Raw genomic sequence first — 19,302 nt, 5'->3', positions numbered from 1 at the left:
TCGACATCAAGATACCTGGTGCCGCCAGGCGGGGCGAAAGCGGGGCGTCGGCGGCCCCTCCGCCGGAGATCCCGCGAGCTCCGGACCCCTGCGGCAGATCCGTCCGGCGCCGGCGGGATCTCCGGCTCAGGGGCGCTCAGCCCTTGAGGGCCTTCGTGATCCGCTGGAGGGAGACCGCTTCGGCGGTGCCGAGCCGCTGCGCGAACAGGCTCACGCGGAACTCCTCGAGCAGCCACCGCGCGCGGACGAGGTGCGGGGGCGCATCCGACGGCAGCGGGATGGTCCCGCCAGCCTCGTCGAAGGCGGCTCGCGCGCGCTCGAGCTCGGTCATCCACGCCCGGTCACGGCCCGGGGCGTCTGGCAGCGCCTCGAGGCGGATCCGCGCGCCCTCGAGGTAGCGGGGGAGGTGCGCGAGCCGCTCCACGCCGGTGGCGAGGACGAAGCCGCGGAAGATCAGCCCGCCGAGCTGCCCTCGCACGTCGCCCAGCGCGCCGAGGAGCGCCATCGAGGTCACGCCCTTCATGGCGCGCTCGACCTCGCGCGAGAGCGTGAGGATGCGCGCGACGAGCGACACGCACGCGAACACGTCCTCCACCGATCCGCGTGACACCTCGTCGCGCAGCCGCTCGAACGCCGCGCGGTCGCGCACGGCGCCGTGCCTCGCCATCACGGCATCGGCCACCGCGGCACGGCAGTCCTCGATGAGCGCCTTCGCGGAAGCGTAGGGCGACGCGGCGAGGGCGAGCTTCTCGTTCGCGGTCAGGTGCTGCTGCACGTACGACACCGGCGACGGCACCTGCAGCAGCACCAGCCGCCGCAGGCCGGCGCGGGTCAGGCGCTCCGCCGATTCCGGCGTCGCCTCGACGCGGACGGCCACGGTCTGCCCCTCGTCGACGAGCGCGGGGTAGCCGCGGACCACGCCGCCCGCGACGCGCGTGTCGACGACGGGCGGCAGGTCGCCGAACGTCCAGTCGGCGAGGCCCGTCCGCTGGATGCCGCCCGCAGGCGCCGCGATGCCGGAGGCTGCCGCGACGGACGCTTCCCCGCGACGGCGCCGCCCGCCGCCGTCCCCGCCCCGGGCGATCTGGTGCGCCACGCTGTCGCGCGTGCGCTCGGACAGGCGCGCCTGCAGGGCGGCGAGGTCGCGATCCGATGCGATGGCGCGACCTCGGGCATCCACCGCGCGGAACGACATCCGCAGGTGTGAGGGCACGCGCGCGAGATCGAAATCGGCGGACGTCACGGGCTGGCCCGCCGCGCGCTGCACGAGGCGGGCGAGCGCGTCGAGCAGGCTGTCCGACGGCAGACCGGCGTTGTCCTCGGGCCCGCGCCCCGCGAGGTCCTCTGAGAAGCGCGCGGCCCAGTCCGCCGCGGGCACGACGTGCCGGCGGATGGCCTTGGGCAGCGCCTTGAGGAGAGCCGTCACCAGCTCGTCGCGGAACCCCGGCACCTGCCAGTCGAAGCCATCCGCTCGCAGCGACGCGAGGAGGGGGAGCGGCGCCACCACGGTCACGCCGTCGTCGGGGGAGCCCGGCTCGAACCGATACGCGAGGTTCAGCGTCTGGTCGCCCTGCGTCCAGCGGGTGGGGAAGTCGCGGGCGTCGGCGGTGGCCGCGCCGTCGACGAGATCGGCCTCGCGCATGACGAGGAGCTTGGGCGTGCGCTTCAGCGCCTCCGCCCACCACGCCTCGAACGAGCGCACATCGAACACGTCGGCGGGGATCCGCGCGTCGTAGAAGGCGTACACGGCCTCATCGCCCGCGAGGATGTCGCGGCGCCGCTCGCGGTCTTCGAGGCGCTCGAGGCGACGCCGCAGGTCCGCGTTCTGCCGCAGGAACGCCGTCACCTGCTGGGGCAGCGCGTGCGGATCCCAGTCGCCCTCGACCAGCGCGTGCTGCAGGAACAGCTCGCGCGCGGCGGGCCGGTCGACGCGCGAGAACTGGATGCGGCGGCGCGGCACGATCTCGACGCCGTAGAGCGTCACCTTCTCGTATGCGATGGCGGCGCCGGAGTCCTTCGACCAGTGCGGCTCCGACACCTGCCGCTTGGCGAGATCGCCCGCGAGCGCCTCGGCCCAGGCCGGATCGATGGTCGCCGCCGTGCGGGCGAACAGGCGCGAGGTCTCCACGAGCTCGGCCGCCATGACCGCCTGCGGTCGGCGCTTGCGCAGCACCGACCCGGGGAAGATCGAGAAGCGCACACCGCGCGCGCCGCGGTACTCGGCGCCGCGGCCGCGGCCATCCTTCTTCGCCTCGCGCTCGTCGAGGATGCCGATCTGCGACAGCAGGCCCGCGAGGATGGCGCGGTGCACGGCAGCGGGATCGGCCGCGCCGGCGCTCGGCTGCTGCGCGTGCCGCTCCGCGCGCTCGCCGCGCTCGCGCTTCCCGAGCCCGCGCGTGAGGGACTGCAGCTGCCGGTGCACGTCGAACCACTCGCGCACGCGGACGTAGTTGAGGAACTCCGCGCGGCACAGGCGCCGGAACGCGCTCGAGCCGAGCTCCCGCTGCTGCTCCTGGAGGTGATCCCACAGGGCGAGCAGCGTGAGGAAGTCGCTCGTCGGGTCGGCGAAGCGCGCGTGCGCCTGGTCGGCCTGCTCGCGCTGCTCCTCCGGCCGCTCGCGCACGTCCTGGATGGACAGGCCCGCGACGATCGCCATCACCTCGCGCAGGGTGCCGGTGCGCTGCGCCTCGATGAGCATCCGCGCGAAGCGGGGGTCGATCGGCAGGCGGGCGATGTCGCGGCCGATGCGGGTGAGGCGCGGTTGCGCGCCATCGCGGGTGGGGTGGACGGCGCCGAGCTCGACGAGGAGGTCGAGCGCCGCGCGCACGCCGCGGGAGTCCGGCGGAGTCAGGAAGGGGAACTCCGAGATGTCGCCGAACCCGAGCGAGAGCATCTGCAGGATCACCGAGGCGAGGCTGGTGCGGAGGATCTCCGGCTCGGTGAACTCCGGCCGACGCTGGAAGTCGTCGTGCGCGTAGAGGCGGATGGCGATGCCCGGGCTGGTGCGCCCCGCGCGCCCCGAGCGCTGCTGAGCGGACGCCTGCGACACCGCCTCGATGGGGAGGCGCTGCACCTTCGCGCGGTTGCTGTAGCGGGAGATGCGCGCGGTGCCGGTGTCGACGACGTACTTGATGCCGGGGACCGTCAGCGACGTCTCGGCGACGTTGGTGGCGAGGATCACCCGGCGCTTCAGCCCGGCGACCGTGGAGCGCTCGAACACGCGGTGCTGCTCGGCGGAGCTCAGGCGCCCGTACAGCGGCAGCACCTCGACCGGAGCGGTCTGGCTGCGGAACGCGCCGCGCACGGCATCGGCGGCGTCGCGGATCTCCGCCTCGCCGGGCAGGAACACCAGCACGTCGCCCGGCGCCTCGCGCTCGAGCTCGCGGAGGGCGGCGACGATGGCCGAGACGTCGTCCTCGACGTCGTAGGAGCGCTCGTCGACCGGGACCTCCCGCAGGAGATCCTCGTCGCCTGCGGCTTCGGCCCCGCCTGATTCCGGGGCGTCGAGGTCGGCGGCGTCGCGATTCTCCTGCGCCGTGTCCGTCACGAGGGGGCGATAGCGGATGTCGACGGGGAACGTGCGTCCCGACACCTCGATCACCGGCGCGGGCGCGCGATCCGGCTCGGCGAAGTGCTTCGCGAACGACTCGGGATCGATGGTCGCCGAGGTGATGACGACCTTCAGGTCCGGGCGCTCGGGGAGGATGCGCTTGAGGTACCCCAGCAGGAAGTCGACGTTGAGCGACCGCTCGTGCGCCTCGTCGACGATGACCGTGTCGTACCGACGCAGGAGTCGGTCGCGGTGGATCTCGTTGAGGAGGATGCCGTCGGTCATGAGCGCGATCCGTGTCGCGTCGGAGACCTGGTCGGTGAAGCGGACCTTGTAGCCGACGAGCCCGCCGAGCTCGACCTGCAGCTCCTCGGCGACGCGCTCGGCGATGGTGCGCGCGGCGAGCCGGCGGGGCTGGGTGTGGGCGATCGACGTGCGCCCGAGCTCGAGCGCGATCTTCGGCAGCTGCGTGGTCTTCCCCGAGCCGGTCGCGCCCGCGACGATGACGACCTGATGGTCGCGGATGGCCGCGGCGATCTCGTCGCGCGCGGCGCTGACGGGCAGCTCGGCCGGATAGGCGATGGCGGGGGAAGACATAGCCTTCCAGTCTAGACCGGCCGAGCGGCGTCAGATCAGACGACGCAGCGCGTCCTCGGGCGTGAGGCCCCAGGCGTTCGCGCGCGAGCGCAACCGGGCGAGCTCCTCGGGCGCCAGCCGCACGCGCAGCTCGGTCGGCTCCGACTCGGCGGCGAACAGGGTGTCGTCGTCCCAGAGCCCGGCTGGGGTGGCAGACGGCGCGGGTGCGGCGGCCGCAGACGGCGCGGGAGGGGTCGAAGGCCCGGCGGCGGTGGACGGGAAGCCCGGTCCGCGTCGGGGCTCGGCGCGGCGCTGGTAGGCCTGCGCCGCGGCGTTCGCGCGCTCGTCGGCCGCCTCGTTGAGCGGATGTCCTGCGTGCCCCTTCACCCACGAGAAGACGACGTCGCGTCCCTGCATCTCCTCGTCGATGGCCTCGAGGATCTCACGGTTCAGCACGGGCTTGCCGTCGGCCTTCCGCCATCCCTTGCGCTTCCAGCCGGGCATCCACTTCGTCACGGAGTCGATCACGTAGCGGCTGTCGCACTCGATGAGCAGCGGCAGGTTCGCCGGTGCCGTCGCCCGCAGCAGCTCGAGCACCGCCTGCAGCTCACCCTGGTTGTTGGTGCCGTGCGGCGACCCGCCCGCCGCCCAGCGCTCGTCGTCGATGTACCAGGCCCACCCCATGGGGCCGGGGTTCCCGAGGGCGGAGCCGTCTGCCGCGGCGGTGATTCTCATCCCGCCAGCGTACGGCTGGCCCCTGACCCCTCCCTGCTCAATAGGGTGGGGACATGACGGTTCCCATGATCAGACTGAACTCAGGCCATGACATCCCTCAGCTCGGCTTCGGCGTCTTCCGCGTGCCCGCCGACGAGGCGGAGCGGGCGGTCACCGACGCCCTCGAGGTCGGCTATCGGCACATCGACACCGCCGCGATCTACGGCAACGAGGAGGGCGTCGGCGCGGCGATCGCGAAGAGCGGCATCGCGCGCGAGGAGCTCTTCATCACCACGAAGCTCTGGAACGACCGCCAGGTCGGCGAGGAGCCGCACGACGCGATCCGCGAGAGCCTCGAGCGCCTCGGTCTGGACTACGTCGACCTCTACCTCACGCACTGGCCCGCCCCGAAGCAGGGCGCGTACTCCAACGCGTGGGCGAAGCTCATCGAGATCCGCGACGCAGGCCTCGCACGCTCGATCGGCGTCTCCAACCACCTGCCGGAGCACCTCGACCGCATCGTCGAGGACACGGGCGTCGTCCCCGCGATCGACCAGATCGAGCTGCACCCCGCCTACCAGCAGCGGGATGTGCTGGGCTGGGCCGAGCAGAACGGCATGCGGATCGAGTCGTGGGGCCCGCTCGGCCAGGGCAAGTACCCGCTGTTCGAGAACCCCGCGGTCACCGAGGCCGCCGAGGCCCACGGGGTGACCCCCGCGCAGGCGGTCATCCGCTGGCACCTGCAGAAGGGCTTCATCGTGTTCCCGAAGTCCAACCGCAAGGAGCGGATGGCGGAGAACTTCGACGTCTTCGGCTTCGATCTGACCGACGACGAGGTCGCCCGCATCGACGGCATCGATCCCCTCGACGGGTCGGGGCGCGTGGGCGCGCACCCGCTCGAGTTCGACTGACCGCGAGGCGCCGCGGCTCCCGGGCCGCGGCGCCCGCTCGTCTTCAGACGCCGCGCTAGCCTGGACACCGCCCGGGGCCACCGGGCGCGCGCGGGAGGAGCAGTCAGTGTCGAAGGCGCCCACCGTGTACGACGTCGCCGACCGCGCCGGCGTCTCCATCGCCACCGTCTCGCGCGTGCTGCGCACCCCCGGTGCCGTGCGGCCGGAGACGCGAGACCGCGTCCTCCTCGCGGTCTCCGAGCTGGGCTACGTCCCCAGCGGCAGCGCGCGCGGGCTCGCGGAGCGCCGGACCGGTGTCGTCGGCCTGTACTTCCCGGGGTTCGACGCGGTCGACGAGATCGCCGATCTCGACGTGCTCGCGGGCAGCGGCCGGCCGGAACGGCCGTTCACGGTCGTGCGCGGGGCGGGGCCGCACGAAGACACGCACGCCTCGAAGCTCTTCCAGGACGAGGTGCTGCGCGGAGCGGAGCTCGAGGCGTGGCGGCGGGGCCTCGTGCTCATGGTGGGGGTGGGGCGCGGAGATCCCGCGGCGTCGATCGCGCGGGACATGGCCGGCCGCGTCGACGGCCTCGTCGTCCTCGCCAGCAGCATCCCCGACGACGCGCTGGAGCGGCTCGCGCGGCGGGTGCCCGTCGTGGTGCTCTCGGGCCCCCGTGTCGGCGACCGCCACGATCACGTCACCGTGAGCAACACCGAGGCGATGGCCGAGCTCACCCGCCACGTGCTCGCGCAGACCAGCGGGCGCGCGCCCGCCTACCTCGCCGGGCCCGAGGACTCGCCGGACGGCGGGCAGCGGTGGCAGGGCTTCCGGGAGGCGATCGCCGCGGCGGGCCTCCCCGTCGACCGCGTCGAGGTGCTGCGCGGCGACCACACCCGAGCGTCCGGGCGGCGAGTGGGGGAGGAGCTCGTCCGGAGGGGCCTGCCCGCTGCGCTCATGTCGTCGAACGATCAGATGGCGCTCGGCGTCCTGGACGCGTTCCGCGAGGCCCGCGTCCGCGTCCCCGACGACGTGGTCGTCACGGGCTTCGACGGCATCGACGCCGCCGCGCTGTCGAGCCCGCCGCTCACCACCGTCCGCCAGCCGATGCTGGAGCTCGGGCGCGCGGCCATCCAGGTGCTGGCCCGCCGACTGGCGGCGCCCACGGCCGCGCCGATGTCGGTGAGCCTCCCCGTCGAGGTGCTCCTGCGCGACAGCTCCGACCGCGGGGTCTGAGGTCCGGCGCGCAGCGCCCGCGGTCAGGACGCGGCTCTTGCGCCCGCTCAATGTATGCGCTTACACTCGACGGGCGGCCCACGCCGCGGGTGCCTCCCGTCAGGTCGCGCCCCTTGTGACAGAGACGACATGAGGTCAAACCGTGCCGAAGACGCGCACCTTCCGCCGCTGGCGCAGAGCCGCCCTCGCGGGGATCGCGGCGGCAGCGCTCGCCGTGAGCGGCTGCAGCATCCAGATCACCTCGCAGCCGGACCCCTCGATCGGCGACGACACGATGCTCATCAACGCCGACCACGGAAATCCGCTGTTCTCCCGCAACTTCAACCCGTACCTGACCAACACGCGCACGGCCGCGCGCTGGATGTACGAGCCGCTCATCCTCGTGAACCCGCTCGACGGGTCGCTCACGCCGTGGCTCGCCTCGGAGTGGGAGCAGCCGGACGCCGAGACCATCGTGATGACGGTGCGCGAGGGCGTGGAGTGGAGCGACGGCACCCCGTTCACCCCCGAGGACGTCGCCTTCACGTTCGAGATGCTGAAGGAGACGCCAGCCAACGACATCTACGGCGCCTGGCAGCACCTCGCCGGCGTCGAGGCCGGTGACGACACCGTCACCTTCCACCTGCAGGGCGAGGACGCCCCGGCGCTGTCGATCATCGGGAAGACCTTCATGGTGCCCGCGCACATCTGGGCCGACGTCGACGATCCCGGCACGTGGCGCAACGAGGAGCCGGTGGGCACGGGCCCGTTCGTGCTCGGCAACTACAACGACCAGCAGTACTCGATGGACCGCAACCCCGACTACTGGCAGGCGGACTCGATCGAGATCGAGCACATCATCCTCCCCGCCACCAACACGCAGCTCGACACGGTGACGCGTGGCTACGACTGGGCGTACTCCTTCATCTCCGATGTCGAGGGCACCTGGGGCGCCGCGAGCGAGCACAACCGGTTCTGGTTCCCGCCGGTCGGCATCATCTCGCTCATGCCGAACCTCGAGCAGGCGCCGTTCGACGACGTCGACGTGCGCCGCGGCATCGCGCTGGCACTCGACCGCGACGAGATCGCGGAGACCGCCTCCGAGGGGTACATGGAGCCCGCGGGGCAGACCGGCCTCATCCTCCCCAACCAGGAGGAGTACCTCGACCCGGCCATCCCCGACGGCGGCGTCATCGCGCAGGATCGTGATGCGGCTCTCGAGTCGTTCGCCGACGCCGGCTACACCCTCGAGGGCGACCGGCTCGTCGACGGCTCGGGGGAGCAGCTCTCGTTCTCCCTCACGACGGCGAACGGCTACTCCGACTGGACGCGCGCGGCCCAGGCGGTGCAGCGCCAGCTCGGCGACGTGGGCATCGACGTCTCCCTCGAGCTGCCGCAGCCGGCCGGCTACCAGTCGGCCATCGCCAACGGCGACTTCGAGATGGCGATCGGCGGCATGGGCAACGGCGAGGTCTACCAGGCCTTCAACAGCCTGCTCTCCAGCGACTTCTACGTGCCGAGCGGCGAGACGACCGCGAACAACTTCGAGCGCTTCCGGTCCGACGAGGCCGACGCGCTGTTGACGGAGTATCGCTCCACGGTCGACGAGGAGCGGCAGACCGAGATCGTGCGCGAGCTGCAGGGCATCGTCTACGAGCAGATGCCCGTCATCGGGCTCTACTACGGCGGCAGCTGGGGCCTGTTCAACGACGCGAAGTTCACCGGATGGCCGAGCGCCGAGGATCCGTACATGATCCCCCAGAACTACGACTCCGCCCCGCTCATGATCTTCACGCGACTCGAGCGGGTGGAGGACGACAAGTGAAGTACCTGCTGCAGAAGCTCGGCCTGTTCGCGCTCACCCTGTGGGCCGCGGTCACCCTGAACTTCTTCCTGCCCCGGCTCATGCCCGGCTCGCCGGCGGACGCCGCGATCGCCAAGCTGTCGCAGAACGGGCCGGTCTCGGAGGCCACCCGGGCGGCCATCGAAGCGCAGCTCGGCGTGCCGACGGGGTCGCTCTGGGACCAGTACGTGTCGTACCTGGGCCAGGTCGTGCGTCTCGACTTCGGCGTCTCGTACACCTTCTACCCGCAGTCCGTGTCGAGCATGGTCTCGACCGCGCTGCCGTACACGATCGGGCTCGTCGGGATCGTCACCGTCCTCGCCTTCGTCATCGGGACCCTCATCGGCGTCGCCGCCGCCTGGCGACGGGGCGGATGGCTCGACTCGCTGCCGACCCTGACCGGATCGTTCCTCAGCACCTTCCCCTACTTCTGGACCGCGCTGCTGCTGCTGTTCTTCCTCGGCTACGTGCTGCACTGGTTCCCGACCACGGGGGCGTACGCCGCCACCACCACGCCGGGCCTCACCCTCGCGTTCGTCGGCGACCTCGTCCGTCATGCCGTGCTGCCGGCGCTGACGATCCTTCTCACCTCGCTCGGCGGCTGGATCATCGGCATGCGCAACGCCATGATCAGCACCCTCGGCGACGACTACGTCACCTTCGCCGAGGCCAACGGCCTGCGGGGCCGCACCATCGCGATCCGCTACGCCGCGCGCAACGCCATCCTGCCGAACCTCACCGGCTTCGGGCTCACGCTCGGCGGCGTCGTGGGCGGATCGATCCTCGTCGAGCAGGTGTTCGGGTACCCCGGAATCGGCTACCTGCTCTTCAACGCCGTGATCGGGCAGGACTACCCGCTCATGCAGGCGCTCTTCCTGATGATCACCGTGAGCGTGCTCATCGCCAACTTCCTCGTCGACATCCTGTACGGCGTGCTGGACCCAAGGACCCGCCGATGACCACCACCATGACCGTCAAGACGCCCGAGCGCCGGATCGCGTCGCCCAGCCGCTGGCGCTCCCTCGGCCGGATGGCCCAGACGCTGTGGGCCAACGGCAAGGCGCGGATCGGTCTCTGCATCCTCGGCTTCTTCGTGCTCGTCGCCGTGCTCGCGCCGGTGATCGCCCCGTACGGGTCGAAGGACAACGGCTTCGAGCGCAACGCCGACGCGTCCCCCGCGCACTGGCTGGGGACGACCGCGGCGGGCGAGGACGTGCTCAGCCAGCTCATCCACGGCACGCAGGTCAGCCTCGTCGTCGGCTTCGCAGCCGGCATCCTCTCGACGATCGTCGCCGTGCTGGTCGGGCTCAGCTGGGGCTACCTCCGTGGCTTCGCGTCGGAGGCCGTGGGCTTCGTCGTGAATCTGTTCCTCGTGATCCCGGGACTGCCGCTCATGATCGTCATCGCGGCGTACCTGCAGAACGGCGGCATGCTGATGATCATCGCCGTGATCGTGGTGACGGGATGGGCGTGGGGCGCGCGCGTGCTGCGCAGCCAGACGCAGTCCCTCCGCGGACGCGACTTCGTCGCCTCCGCGCAGTTCTCCGGCGACAGCCCTGCCCGGATCGTCTTCCACGAGATCCTGCCCAACATGACCTCGATCATCGCCGGCACCCTCTTCGGCGCCGCGACCGCGGCCATCCTCGCCGAAGCGGGCCTGGAGTTCCTCGGGCTCGGCGACTCCAGCATCGTCAGCTGGGGCACGATGCTCTACTGGGCGCAGAACTCCAACTCCCTCCTCACCGGCCAGTGGCTGCTGCTGTTCGCGCCCGGCCTCTGCATCGCCCTCCTCGCCCTGAGCCTCACGCTCATCAACTTCGGCGTCGACGGCATCTCCAACCCGCGCCTGCGCGAAGGAAAGGGACGATGAGCATGGCACCCGAGATCCTGCTGGATGTCCAGGGCCTGTCGGTCGAATACGCCTCTCCGGGTGCCACGCCGGTCACCGCGGTCTCCGACGTCTCGTTCACCCTGCGTCGGGGCGAGTTCGTCGGCCTCGTCGGGGAGTCCGGGTCGGGCAAGTCCACGCTCGGCTTCGCGCTCACCCGCCTGCAGAAGCCGCCGGCGCGGATCAGCGACGGCCGCATCCTCTTCGGAGGCCGCGACATCCGCGAGCTCGACGCCGAGGAGCTGCGCCGCCAGCGGCAGGGCGGCTTCGCCATGGTGCTGCAGTCGGGCATGAACGCGCTGAACCCGGTGCGCACGGTGCGCCGGCACTTCTTCGACGTCTTCGCCGCGCACGGCCACGTCACGGGCGACGATCGCGAGGCGCGCGCACGGGACCTCGCCGCGAAGGTGGGCTTGAAGCCCGACACGCTCGACCGCTACCCCGATGAGCTCTCCGGCGGCATGCGTCAGCGCGCGTCCATCGCGATCGCCCTCGCCCTCGAGCCGCAGCTTATGGTGTTCGACGAGCCGACCACCGCGCTCGACGTGCTCGTGCAGCACGCCGTGATGGACACGATCGCCTCCCTGCAGCGCAGCGAGCAGTTCACGGCCATCCTCATCAGCCACGACCTCGGCATCGTCCTGGAGGCGACCGACCGCGTCATGGTCATGCACGAGGGCCGCATCGTCGAGGACGCGCCCAGCCGCGACATCCTGGAGCGGCCGCAGGACCCGTACACGCGCATGCTGCTGAGTCACTACGCGGACCCCCGCGCTGAGACGATCAGCATCCCCGGATTCGTCGACCTCGGCACGCGTCGGCGGGAGGGGCACCAGCGCGCCGACCTCACCGAGACTGTCCCGACCGTGGGTCATCGCGGCTCCCGTCGTGCCGACGCGGCCGTCGTGGTGGAGGGCGTCTCGAAGGTCTACCCCGCTCCGCGTCGAGGAGCCGACCGCGTCACGGCGGTCGACGACGTCTCGTTCCGCCTCGCGCCCGGGGAGTCGCTCGCGCTCGTCGGCGCCTCGGGCTCGGGCAAGTCCACGCTCGCGAAGCTCATCACCGGCGTCGAGAAGCCGACGTCCGGCGCCGTGCGCTTCGGCGACGTCGATGTGGCCGGGCTCCGCCGTCGCGGCCTGCGTGACCTGCGGAAGGACGTGCAGATGGTCTTCCAGGATCCGTACGCCGCGCTCAACCCGCTGCACACCGTCGAGTACACGCTCACCCGTCCGGTCGTGAACCACACCGGGCTCCGCGGCCGCGACGCGCGGCGCCGGGTGCTGGAGCTGCTGGAGACGGTGGGGCTCGCTCCCGTGGAGCAGTTCGCGGCGAAGCTCCCGCACCAGCTCTCCGGCGGCCAGCGCCAGCGCGTGGTGATCGCCCGCGCGCTCGCGAGCGATCCGCAGGTGCTCATCGCCGACGAGCCGGTGTCGATGCTCGACGTGTCGCTGCGCGCGGGCGTGCTCGCGCTCCTCGAGGACCTGCGCGAGCGCTGGGGCATCAGCATGCTCTACATCACGCACGACCTGCTGAGCGCGCGGCTGGTGACCGAGAGCATCCTCGTCCTCAACCAGGGCAGGGTCGTCGAGCGCGGCGAGACGGCCCAGGTGCTGCGGCACCCGGAGGACCCCTACACCGTGGGGCTGCTCGACGCCGTCCCGAATCCGGCCAGGGCGCGCTGAGCGCCCATCCCGCCGTCGGCGCCGAGAAGCGCGCCGTCATCGTCACGAGAGGAGCCCCTGTGCTCGCATTCCCCGAAGGCTTCCTCTGGGGGGCCGCCACGGCGGCCCACCAGGTGGAGGGGAACAACATCGGCAGCAACTGGTGGGTCATGGAGCACGAGGAGGGGACGACGATCGTCGAGCCCTCCGGCGACGCCGCCGACCACTATCACCGGTACCCGGAGGACATGGGCCTCCTCGCCGCGGCCGGCCTGAACTCGTATCGCTTCTCGATCGAGTGGGCCCGCATCGAGCCCGAGCGGGGCCACGTGTCGCGTGCGGCGCTCGACCACTACCGGCGCATGATCGACACCGCCCGCGAGGTCGGCCTCGATCCCACCGTCACCCTCATGCACTTCACCGTCCCGCGCTGGTTCCAGGACGACGGGTTCTGGCGCGCGGCCGATGCGGTCGATCTCTTCGCCCGCTACACCGAGACGGTGCTGCCGCTTCTGGAGGGAGTCGGCTCCGTCTGCACGATCAACGAGCCGAACATCGCCGCCATGCTCGCCGGCGGCGAGGACGCGGCGAACCTCGTCGCGTACGGGCTCCCGAACCCCGATCTCGCGGTGGCCGACGCGCTGCTCGCGGCGCACCGGCGCTCGTCGGAGATCCTCCACAGCGTGCCCGGCGTCCAGGCCGGGTGGACGATCGCGACGCAGGCGTTCCACTCCACGGGCGAGCCCGGTGCCGACGAGAAGCTGCACGAGTACGGCCATCCGCGCGACTTCTGGTACCTCGAGCAGTCGGCGGGCGACGACTTCGTCGGCGTGCAGGCGTACACGCGCACGTTCATCGGGCCGGATGGTCCGCGCCCGGTCTCGGAGGACGTCGAGACGACGCTGACGGGCTGGGAGTTCTTCCCGGAGGCGCTCGAGCTGGGCGTCCGCAGCGCCTGGGAGCTCTCCGGCGGCGTTCCTGTTCTCGTGACGGAGAACGGCATCGCCACCGCCGACGACAGCCGTCGCATCGCCTACACGCGGGGCGCCCTCGAGGGACTCCATCGCGCGATGGCCGACGGCATCGACGTGCGCGGGTACCAGCACTGGAGCGCGCTCGACAACTACGAGTGGGCGAGCGGGTACCGGCCCACCTTCGGGCTCATCGCCTTCGACCGCGAGACGTTCGCGCGCACCCCGAAGCCGAGCCTCGGCTGGCTCGGCGCGGTCGCGCGGCGAGGCGGCTTGGACTGAGCTGCCGGCCTGGCGGCGGGATCTCCCGCCGTCAGACCCAGCTCGGCATCCAGCTGTGCAGGTGCCAGAGCCAGTACGGCTCGGGGACGCCCAGCGCGAGCGGCAGGTAGAAGATCGCCGCAGCGACCGCCACGACGAGGAAGACGGCGACGGTCGCGCGCCACCTCGCGCGGGTGCGCTGAGCGGCACCCGCTGCGAACGCGATCTCGATCTCGGTCGGATCGGGCAGCAGCACGCTCTCGCGCGCCCGCGTGAGGTGCTGCAGCGCCACGGCGAGCGACAGGATGACGAACGGCAGCATCGTCACCGTGTAGAACTGGAACACCGTGCGCTCGGGGTAGAGGAGCCACGGCAGGTACGTCACGCCGAGACCGGCGAGCGGGAAGGCGTACCGCGCGCGGCGCGTGCGGATCACGAGCCACAGCAGGTACAGCGCGGCGGCGAAGCCCGCGTACCAGACGACCGGATTCGGGATGCTGGAGATCTCCGCCATGCAGTCATCCGACCATCCGCACGTGGTCGAGCCGATCTCGGGGCGCGACACCCACATGGCGGTGGGGCGCAGGAGCAGCGGCCACTGCCACGCGGGGCTGGCATACGGATGGCTCGCGCTCAGCTGCACGTGGAAGGCGTAGATCGCCTCGTGATAGTTCCACAGCGCCGCCAGCGGGTTCTCCGCGCTGAGCCGGTCGTACCCGCCGGTAGTGCGCAGCCATCCGGTCCAGGAGGCGAGATAGACGACCGCGGCCACCGGCACCAGCAGCAGGAAGCTCGCCGGCCCCTGGCGCACGATCGCGGAGACGTACCACTCCCGCACGCCCGCACGGCGTCGCCACACGGCGTCCATCGCGACGAGGCCGAGGCCGACGCCCGCGAGCACGTAGAGCCCCGACCACTTCACGGCGCTCGCGGCGCCGAATGAGACGCCGGCCGCCACGAGCCAGGGGCGGCTCCAGAGGACGGGACCCCAGGCCGACGGCCCTGCGCGCAGGATGCGGTCCCGTGCGCGCGGACCGTCGATCGCGAGGAACCAGAACCCCAGCAGCACGAAGAAGGCGAGGATCCCGTCGAGCAGCGCGACGCGGCTCAGGGCGACGGCCAGCGGGTCGATTGCGAGGAGGAGTCCGGCGATGCCGGCCACCGCCGTCGATCCGCTCACGCGCTTCGCCACGAGCGTCAGCAGCGGCACGAGCAGCGTGCCCACGACCGCGGTGCCCATGCGCCAGCCCCACCCCGAGTCGGCACCGAAGGCGGCGAGCCCGAGCGCGATGATCCACTTCCCGAGCGGCGGGTGCACGACGAAGGAGCCGTCTGTCGCGTAGACCCCGGGGTCGCCGGCGAGGAGCGCCTCGTTCGCCCCGTCGCCCCACTGCCCCTCGTAGCCGAGGTTGAGGAGGGTCCACGCATCCTTCACGTAGTACGTCTCGTCGAAGACGAGCTCGTGAGGATGGCCGAGGCCGACGATGCGCAGGAGGCCGGCGAGCACGGCGAGGGCGGTGGGCAGGAGCCAGGAGGAGTGGCGGCGGATGGCCAGGACCGCGCGGTCGCGATGGGCGGTCGGCGCAGGCGTCACGACTTCAGCGTAGTCGGGGCTCGCGGCGCGCTCCGAGCCTGCTGACATTGCTCCCACAGGAGGGCTTCGTACGTTGGCGGGATGTCCTATTCCGCGCATCGCCCGGGGCGCTACGACTCGCAGGGGCGCATCATCCTCCACGACGACGACCCCGCCGCCGGCGACGACGAGCCGCGCTACCACGAGCGGAAGTTCATCCCGTCGACCGGAGCGACCCCCGCGGACGCGCTCGCGACCGAGCCCATCGCCGTCACCACGACGACCGCGGTGCTGGAGCGGGATCCGGAGCCGGAGGAGATCGACGAGCTCGACCTCGAGGAGAAGGACCTCGACGAGCGACCGGCCGAGCACCTCGACGAGCGACCGGCCGAGCACCTCGACGAGCGACCGGCCGACGGGCGCCCTGCCCGGTCACGCGCCCCGCGCGTTCGGCCCGAACGTCGTCCGCGCACGCCGGGGTCGACGCTGCGTCGCCTCGCGATCCTCGGCGGCGCCGACGGGCACGTGCTCGACGAGGTGCCGACCGAGACGCCGCGATTCGTGCAGATGTTCTTCGTGCTCCTCGGCACCGCGCTCGTGTCGGCGCTGTCGATGCTGTTCGCCCTCACGACGGGCGTGCAGGTCGCGGTGTGGCTGGCCATCCCGCTCGCCATCGTGTGGGCCGGCATCGTGTTCAATCTCGATCGGTTCCTCACCTCGACGATGACCGCGACCCGCAGCATCGGAAAGCTCATCGGCCTGGCCATCCCGCGGATCATCCTCGCCACCCTCATCGGCCTCGTCGTCGCGGAGCCGGTGGTGCTGCAGGCGTTCCACAACGATATCGCCCGTGAGGTCGCCACGACCAACCTCGCGCAGGCGCAGGACGACCAGACGAGCCTCGACGAGGGGCCGGAGAGGATCGCGCTCGACGAGGCCACCGCGCGCCTGAGCGATCTGCAGAACCAGGCGGCGACGGGCGTCGTCGCGGGCACCGAGTCGGGTTCGGCGTCGCAGGCTGCCGCGCAGAGCGCCGTCGACGGGCTCACCGAGAAGCTCGCCGAGCAGCAGCAGGTCATCGACGACGCTCGCGCCCTCTACCAGTGCGAGCTCGACGGGACCGGCGCGGGCGAGGTCGCCGGCTGCACGGGCGTGCAGGGCGAGGGCGCGAGCTCCGACGCCGCGCAGGCGCAGCTGCAGGCCGCCCAGGCGACATACGACGACCTCGCCGCGCAGCTGCGCGACGCGAACGCCGCGCTCGCGGCGGCCGAGAGCGCCGCGGGCGAGCAGGCCTCGGCCTCGGAGGCGCAGAACCGCCGGGCCGCCGAGGACCAGCTCCCGGCCGCGCAGGCCGCCTACGACCAGGCGCTCGCCGCCTACGACGCGCGAGCCAGCGCGGTCGCGGAGGGCAACGCCGACGCGAGCGGGCTCCTCAGCCAGATCAGTGCGCTGAACCGCCTCGCCGACCGTGAGCCGGCGATCTGGTGGGCGCACCTGCTGATCGCGGCGCTGTTCTTCATGATCGAGCTGCTCCCCGTCGTGGTGAAGGTGCTCACGGGCTACGGCGAGCCCTCGCTGTACGAGAAGGCGGCGACCATCCGCCGCGAGGTGCACCTCGATCGCGTGACGACGGCGGGCTTCGCAGACCGGGCGGCCATCCTCTCCGGCTCCTCGGCGCGCGCCTAGGCTGGCGGGGTGATCATCCTCGCCGCGACCCCCATCGGCAACCTCGGCGACGCGTCGCGCCGGCTCGTCGAGCTGCTCGAGTCGGCCTCCGTCGTCGCCGCGGAGGACACGCGGATGACGCAGCGTCTGCTGGCGGGGCTCGGCGTCGTCAACCGGCCGCGCCTGATCGCGCTCCACGATCACAACGAGCGGCAGAAGTCCGCCGAGCTCGTCGAGCTCGCGCGGGAACACGACCTCGTCGTGCTCACCGACGCCGGCATGCCGACCGTGAGCGACCCCGGCTACGCGCTCGTGCAGACGGCCGCCGCCGCCGGCGTGCTCGTCACGGTCGTGCCGGGGCCGTCGGCCGTGCTCACGGCGCTCGCGGTCTCCGGGCTCCCCACCGACCGCTTCACGTTCGAGGGGTTCGTCGCGCGCAAGCCCGGCGATCGCCGCAGGGTGCTCGCGGCCCTCGCGGCGGAGCCGCGCACCATGGTGTTCTTCGAGGCGCCGACCCGCGTCTCGCAGACTCTGGCGGACATGGCCACCGCATTCGGCGATGACCGGCGGGCGGTGGTCGCCCGCGAGCTGACGAAGCTGCACGAGGAGGTCGCGCGCGGTACCCTCGCCGAGCTCGCCGCGTGGGCCGCGGGCGGCGTCCGCGGCGAGCTCGTCATCGTCGTGGCGGGATCCGAGCGCACGGAGACGCCCATGGCGGACGCGGTCGGCCAGGTGCTCGCGCTGGTGTCGGCCGGCGGCCGGCTGAAGGACGCGGCCGCCGAGGTGGCGGCGGCGACCGGACGGTCGTCGCGCGAGCTGTACCAGGCCGCGCTCGCCGCCCGGGCCTGAACCCGCCACCCGTGAGTTGGCGGCGGCGCGGAGCACACGCGGCCCGCAATAGACTCTCCAGGTGACTTCCGGCCGTTCCTTCTACATCACCACGCCGATCTACTACCCGAGCGATGTGCCGCACATCGGGCACGGGTACACGACCGTGGCGGTGGACGCGCTCGCGCGCTGGCACCGTCAGGCCGGGGACGACACCTGGATGCTGACCGGCACCGACGAGCACGGTCAGAAGATGATCCGCGCGGCGGCCGCCAACGGCGCGACGCCGCAGGAGTGGGTCGACAAGCTCGTCGCCGAGTCGTGGCAGCCGCTGCTGCGCACCCTCGACGTCGCGAACGACGACTTCATCCGCACCACGCAGGAGCGTCACGAGAAGAGCGTGCAGCTCTTCCTCCAGGCCGTGTACGACCGCGGCTACATCTACGCCGGCGAGTACGAGGCGCTGTACTGCGTGGGCTGCGAGGAGTTCAAGCCGGAGAGCGAGATCGTCGACGGCGCGGGCCCCTTCGAGGGGCTGAAGGTCTGCGCCATCCACTCGAAGCCCCTCGAGCTCCTGCAGGAGAAGAACTACTTCTTCAAGCTCAGCGAGTTCCAGGACCGCCTGCTCGAGCTCTACCGCGAGCGCCCCGACTTCGTGCAGCCGGAGTCCGCGCGCAACGAGGTCGTCGCGTTCGTGCAGCAGGGGCTGAAGGACCTCTCCATCTCGCGCTCGACCTTCGACTGGGGCATCACCGTGCCCTGGGACGAGTCCCACGTCATCTACGTGTGGGTCGACGCGCTGCTGAACTACGCGACTGCGGTCGGCTATGGATCCGACACCGAGGGCTTCGAGCGCCGCTGGCCCGCGCACCACGTCGTGGGCAAGGACATCCTCCGCTTCCACGCCGTCATCTGGCCGGCCATGCTGATGGCGGCCGGCATCGAGGTGCCCGCGAACGTCTTCGCGCACGGATGGCTGCTGGTCGGCGGCGAGAAGATGTCGAAGTCCAAGCTCACCGGCATCGCCCCCAACGCGATCACCGACGTGTTCGGCTCCGACGCCTACCGCTTCTACTTCCTGTCGGCGATCGCCTTCGGTCAGGACGGGTCGTTCTCGTGGGAGGACCTCTCCGCCCGCTACCAGGCGGAGCTCGCCAACGGCTTCGGCAACCTCGCCTCGCGCGCGATCGCCATGGTCGGCAAGTACTTCGACGGCGTCGTGCCCGAGCCCGGCGCGTACACGGAGGCGGACCTCGCCATCCAGCAGATCGTCGCCGACGCCGCCGCGCACGCGGATGCCGCGATCGACCGGTTCCGGATCGACGAGGCCATCCGCTCGATCTGGACGATCGTCGACGAGCTGAACGGCTACATCACGCTGAACGAGCCGTGGGCGCTCGCGAAGGACGAGACGCAGCGCGAGCGCCTCGGCACCGTGCTCTACACGTGCGTGGAGGGGCTCCGCGCGCTGGCCGTGCTGCTCTCGCCCGTCATGCCGCAGGCGACCGCCAAGCTGTGGGATGCGCTCGGGGTGTCGGGAGCGCTGGGTGCGCTCGCCGATCAGCCCGTGCGCGAGGCCGGTGGCTGGGGCGGCGTGCCCGCGGGCACGAAGACCGGGGCGCTGCAGCCGCTCTTCCCGCGGGTCGAGCAGCCGGAGTGATCCGGGCGA

13 protein-coding genes are annotated in these 19,302 nt (G+C 71.8%); 10 read left to right on the top strand and 3 right to left on the bottom strand.

The features are described 5' to 3' along the window. Window positions 1-136: 136 nt before the first annotated feature. The gene (hrpA, locus tag QWJ90_RS02690) at window positions 137-4,147 is read right to left on the bottom strand and encodes an ATP-dependent RNA helicase HrpA (RefSeq protein ID WP_290106049.1); all 4,011 of its coding nucleotides are present in this window, start codon (window positions 4,145-4,147) and stop codon (window positions 137-139) included. Between the two features lie 30 nt (window positions 4,148-4,177). Next, window positions 4,178-4,861: a ribonuclease H family protein gene (locus tag QWJ90_RS02685; RefSeq protein WP_290106048.1), complete on the bottom strand. Its 684-nt coding sequence runs from the start codon at window positions 4,859-4,861 to the stop codon at window positions 4,178-4,180. Window positions 4,862-4,914: 53 nt separating this feature from the next. Here QWJ90_RS02685 and QWJ90_RS02680 point away from each other — a divergent pair, with 53 nt between their 5' ends. The 7 genes from QWJ90_RS02680 to QWJ90_RS02650 all read left to right on the top strand — a co-directional run bounded on the left by QWJ90_RS02680 (window position 4,915) and on the right by QWJ90_RS02650 (window position 13,588). Next, window positions 4,915-5,751 carry an aldo/keto reductase gene (locus tag QWJ90_RS02680; protein ID WP_290106047.1) on the top strand — a complete coding sequence of 279 codons (837 nt, stop codon included), beginning with the start codon at window positions 4,915-4,917 and terminating at the stop codon, window positions 5,749-5,751. Between the two features lie 106 nt (window positions 5,752-5,857). Then, window positions 5,858-6,964, top strand: a complete 1,107-nt coding sequence (locus QWJ90_RS02675; RefSeq protein WP_290106046.1) for a LacI family DNA-binding transcriptional regulator — start codon at window positions 5,858-5,860, stop codon at window positions 6,962-6,964. A 142-nt stretch (window positions 6,965-7,106) separates the two neighbouring features. Next, window positions 7,107-8,768: an ABC transporter substrate-binding protein gene (locus QWJ90_RS02670; protein WP_290106045.1), complete on the top strand. Its 1,662-nt coding sequence runs from the start codon at window positions 7,107-7,109 to the stop codon at window positions 8,766-8,768. Then, window positions 8,765-9,745, top strand: a complete 981-nt coding sequence (locus QWJ90_RS02665; protein ID WP_290106044.1) for an ABC transporter permease — start codon at window positions 8,765-8,767, stop codon at window positions 9,743-9,745. The genes QWJ90_RS02670 and QWJ90_RS02665 overlap by 4 nt, the downstream gene beginning before the upstream one ends. Further along, on the top strand, window positions 9,742-10,656 hold the full coding sequence (locus QWJ90_RS02660; RefSeq protein WP_290106043.1) for an ABC transporter permease: 915 nt from the start codon (window positions 9,742-9,744) through the stop codon (window positions 10,654-10,656). The genes QWJ90_RS02665 and QWJ90_RS02660 overlap by 4 nt, the downstream gene beginning before the upstream one ends. After that, a complete protein-coding gene (locus tag QWJ90_RS02655; protein ID WP_290106042.1) occupies window positions 10,653-12,356 on the top strand; it encodes an ABC transporter ATP-binding protein in 1,704 nt (567 codons plus the stop codon). Before QWJ90_RS02660 ends, QWJ90_RS02655 begins: the two co-directional genes overlap by 4 nt. Before the next feature lie 59 nt (window positions 12,357-12,415). Beyond that, on the top strand, window positions 12,416-13,588 hold the full coding sequence (locus QWJ90_RS02650; protein WP_290106041.1) for a glycoside hydrolase family 1 protein: 1,173 nt from the start codon (window positions 12,416-12,418) through the stop codon (window positions 13,586-13,588). 31 nt (window positions 13,589-13,619) lie between these two features. Here QWJ90_RS02650 and QWJ90_RS02645 read toward each other — a convergent pair whose 3' ends face one another. Beyond that, window positions 13,620-15,161, bottom strand: a complete 1,542-nt coding sequence (locus tag QWJ90_RS02645) for a dolichyl-phosphate-mannose--protein mannosyltransferase (RefSeq protein WP_290106040.1) — start codon at window positions 15,159-15,161, stop codon at window positions 13,620-13,622. Window positions 15,162-15,242: 81 nt separating this feature from the next. Between QWJ90_RS02645 and QWJ90_RS02640 the strand changes: the two genes are divergently transcribed. From QWJ90_RS02640 to metG, 3 genes are all read left to right on the top strand, one after another. After that, a complete protein-coding gene (locus tag QWJ90_RS02640; RefSeq protein WP_290106039.1) occupies window positions 15,243-16,826 on the top strand; it encodes a DUF4407 domain-containing protein in 1,584 nt (527 codons plus the stop codon). Window positions 16,827-16,835: 9 nt separating this feature from the next. Continuing rightward, complete coding sequence (rsmI, locus tag QWJ90_RS02635; protein WP_290106038.1) at window positions 16,836-17,654, top strand: 16S rRNA (cytidine(1402)-2'-O)-methyltransferase; 819 nt, start codon at window positions 16,836-16,838, stop codon at window positions 17,652-17,654. 61 nt (window positions 17,655-17,715) lie between these two features. Further along, window positions 17,716-19,293 (top strand): methionine--tRNA ligase, encoded by a 1,578-nt coding sequence (gene metG, locus QWJ90_RS02630; RefSeq protein WP_290106037.1) that lies wholly within the window; start codon window positions 17,716-17,718, stop codon window positions 19,291-19,293. Window positions 19,294-19,302: the final 9 nt, after the last annotated feature.

It is taken from the genome of Microbacterium oryzae (assembly GCF_030406385.1).
GTDB classification, from domain to species: Bacteria; Actinomycetota; Actinomycetes; order Actinomycetales; family Microbacteriaceae; genus Microbacterium; species Microbacterium oryzae_A.
The sequence above is the reverse complement of the archived record's forward strand: the minus strand, read 5'-3'. Positions and strand labels throughout refer to the sequence as shown.

What these genes read in the sequence shown, in the direction of transcription:
- QWJ90_RS02680 (WP_290106047.1), top strand. Translation starts at nt 4,915, where the DNA reads ATGACGGTTCCCATGATCAGACTGAACTCAGGCCATGACATCCCTCAG.
- QWJ90_RS02640 (WP_290106039.1), top strand. Translation starts at nt 15,243, where the DNA reads ATGTCCTATTCCGCGCATCGCCCGGGGCGCTACGACTCGCAGGGGCGC.
- hrpA (WP_290106049.1), bottom strand. Translation starts at nt 4,147, where the DNA reads ATGTCTTCCCCCGCCATCGCCTATCCGGCCGAGCTGCCCGTCAGCGCC.
- QWJ90_RS02660 (WP_290106043.1), top strand. Translation starts at nt 9,742, where the DNA reads ATGACCACCACCATGACCGTCAAGACGCCCGAGCGCCGGATCGCGTCG.
- QWJ90_RS02655 (WP_290106042.1), top strand. Translation starts at nt 10,653, where the DNA reads ATGAGCATGGCACCCGAGATCCTGCTGGATGTCCAGGGCCTGTCGGTC.
- QWJ90_RS02685 (WP_290106048.1), bottom strand. Translation starts at nt 4,861, where the DNA reads ATGAGAATCACCGCCGCGGCAGACGGCTCCGCCCTCGGGAACCCCGGC.